3 protein-coding genes are annotated in these 2,677 nt (G+C 71.1%); all 3 read left to right on the top strand.

From position 1 onward, the window contains the following. Positions 1 to 293: acyl-CoA dehydrogenase family protein (locus G6031_RS18020; protein WP_277820182.1), on the top strand; the 293-nt coding region annotated here is incomplete at its 5' end. A gap of 8 nt (positions 294 to 301) precedes the next feature. Further along, a complete protein-coding gene (locus tag G6031_RS18015) occupies positions 302 to 979 on the top strand; it encodes a nitroreductase family protein (RefSeq protein ID WP_182654018.1) in 678 nt (225 codons plus the stop codon). Beyond that, the gene (locus G6031_RS18010; RefSeq protein WP_182654017.1) at positions 976 to 2,592 is read left to right on the top strand and encodes an MFS transporter; all 1,617 of its coding nucleotides are present in this window, start codon (positions 976 to 978) and stop codon (positions 2,590 to 2,592) included. Before G6031_RS18015 ends, G6031_RS18010 begins: the two co-directional genes overlap by 4 nt. Positions 2,593 to 2,677: the final 85 nt, after the last annotated feature.

Here is a 2,677-nt window from a genome sequence, read left to right as displayed (position 1 = left end):
CCAGACGCGGAACCGATTCCCACCACATCACGGGGCACTATCCGATGTACGCCCTCGCCGTCCTCGACGAGGACGCCGCCTCCGATGCCGACCTGGCCGTGGCGGTCGCGTCGGCGGTCTGCGCGGACGTCGTCACGAGGAGTGCCCACGAGGCGATCCAGTTGCACGGCGGGATCGGCTTCACCTGGGAGCATTCCGCGCACTTCTACCTGCGTCGTGCGCTCGGCGACGAGGGCGCGTTCGGTAGTGCCCGGGAGGCCCGGCGGTCGATCGCGGACCTCGTCGGGGTGTAGGGGTGACCATGTCTGATTCCGCCGCCGGGACCGCGCCCGAGGCTCTCGGCGCCCACGAGCTGATCACCACCACCCGCGCCGTGCGCCGGCGCCTCGACCTCGAGCGCGAGGTCGACCCGGGACTGTTGGAGGAATGCGTCGCCGACGCCCTCCAGGCACCCCAGGGCTCGAACCTCATGCGCACCGAGTTCCTCGTGGTGCGCGACCCCGACCGAATCGACCACCTCGGTCGGATCTACCGGGAGGAGTTCGACGGCTTCTATCGCGCGAGCGACGTGGGGCTGTTCAACCGCGTGGACTCCGACCCGCGGCACGCGGCCCAGAGCAGACGCACCAGGGACTCGGCCGAGCACCTCGCGGCGGTGATGTCCAGGGTGCCGGTGATCGTCATCCCGTGTCTGACGCCCCGGCTGGCCGAGGGCGACGTGCTGAACGCCAAACACAGGCTCGCGACCGTGTATCCGACCGTCTGGAACTTCATGCTCGCCGCGCGGCTTCGTGGACTGGGCACCTGTTGGACGGGGATGACCCTCGGCCGCGAGGACGAGGTCGCCGAGATCGTGGGGATCGATCCCACGCAGGTGGAACAGGTCTGCATGATCCCGGTCGCCCACTACACCGGCACCACCTTCCGCCCCGCCTGGCGGCCACCGGCGGAGGAGTTCATCCACTGGGACCAGTGGTGAGCGACGGGGCGGGCGCCCACCCATCGAAGGCGCGCCCGCTCCGGCACGAGCGCGCGTTCCGGGCCCTCGAGGCGGTCCAGCTCACCAACGCGGTGGCCGTGTGGATCCACGTCGTCTCGGTCCAGTGGGTCCTCACCGAACGCGGGGAGTCCGCGTCGGTGATCTCGCTCGCGCCCGCGGCGATGGCGGTGCCGTTCCTGGTCCTCGCGCTGCCGGTGGGGGTGGTCGCCGGGTACGCCTCGCGCAAGAAGATGATGGCGCTGGCCACCGCGGTGTCCGCCGTGTCGGCGGTGGCCGCGACCGCGTTGACGGTGACGGGGGCTGACGGTGCGCTCCCGATGATCCTGTCCGTCCTGCTCGTCGGCACCGCCCTGGTGGTGGTGGGCGTCTCCTGGCAATCGCTCCTGCCGGAGACCGTGGACCGCCGGAGGATCCCCACGGCGGCACTGGTCGATGGCGCGGTGTTCAATCTCGCCCGTTCGCTCGGCCCGCTCCTCGCGGGTCTCGGCCTGGGGCTGGCCGGCGCGGAGTGGGCGTTCGCGGTGGTCGCCGTCCTGTCCGTCGGATGTGCGCTCACGTTGTGGCGCATGGAGCGGCGATCGCCCGACCGGACCGCTCCGCGACGAGCGATCGTTCCCGAGATCTCCGGGGCCGTGCGGTTCGTGGCCAACTCGGCGTGGACCACGCGGCTGTTGTTCCAGCTCTTCCTCTTCGGGGTCCCGTCCAGCGCGCTCTGGGCGCTCATCTCGCTGGCCGTCCACGACCGTCTCGGGATGGGCGCGGACGGATTCGGTGTGCTCATGGCGCTGATCGGCGCCGGCGCCGTCGTGGCGGTCGTGGGGTTCGGTGGGCCGCGGAGGCGGTTGCGGGTCACGGTGTTCGCCGCGTGCGGCGCCTTCGTCTACGCCGCAGCCCTGGCGGTGCTGGCGGTCTCGACGTCGCCGGTCGTGGTCGGGATCGCCATGCTCTTCGCCGGCGCGGCCTGGGTGAGTGTGCAGAGTTCGTGGATGTCGATGGGGCACCAGTTCTTCCCGGACTGGATCCGGCCCAGGCTGATCGCGTTCATCCTGCTGATGGTCCAGGGGACCCAGGCGGCGGGATCGCTCCTGTGGGGGGTCGTGGCCGACGCCGCCGGACTGCAGGCCGCCCTCCTCGTGGCAGCCGGGTTGATGGTGATCAGCTGCGTGTCGCTCCTGCTCGTCGGGCTGGGCGCCGAGAAGGGGATCGAGCCGGTCCTCGTCTCCGAGCTCGGTGGGCCGGCGGGGCCGTCCGGTGAGGCCACCGACCAGGCTGCGCCTCCGGGCGACCGATCGGGACCGGTGGTGGTCCGCTACGAGTACCGGGTGCCGGAGGGCCGCACGCAGGAATTCCTCACCGCCATGCGCGATCTGCGTCGCTCCCGGCTCCGGTTGGGAGGTCGGCGCTGGCGGCTCGAGCGCCCGACCGCGGAACCGGGCCTGTTCGTCGAGACGTACCGGGTGGGCAGCGCCGAGGAGTTCGTCGAGCAGGAACAGCGGCGCCTCACCGTCCCCGAGACCCGGCTGCGGCACCGGGTGGAGTCGCTGGTGGCCGGGGCGGTCGAGGGGCCGAGCGTGAGCGGCCGGACCAAATAGATGAACTGAGTTCAATTAAGATGATAGGGTGGTCCCCATCACAGCAGCACTACCTCTCCGGGAGACCCGAATGCAGAACGCCGTC

It is taken from the genome of Dietzia sp. CQ4 (genome assembly GCF_014145125.1).
Taxonomy (GTDB): domain Bacteria; phylum Actinomycetota; class Actinomycetes; order Mycobacteriales; family Mycobacteriaceae; genus Dietzia; species Dietzia natronolimnaea.
Note: the sequence above shows the minus strand (reverse complement) of the source record. Positions and strands in the feature narration are given on the sequence as shown.

What these genes read in the sequence shown, in the direction of transcription:
- G6031_RS18015 (WP_182654018.1), top strand. Translation starts at nt 302, where the DNA reads ATGTCTGATTCCGCCGCCGGGACCGCGCCCGAGGCTCTCGGCGCCCAC.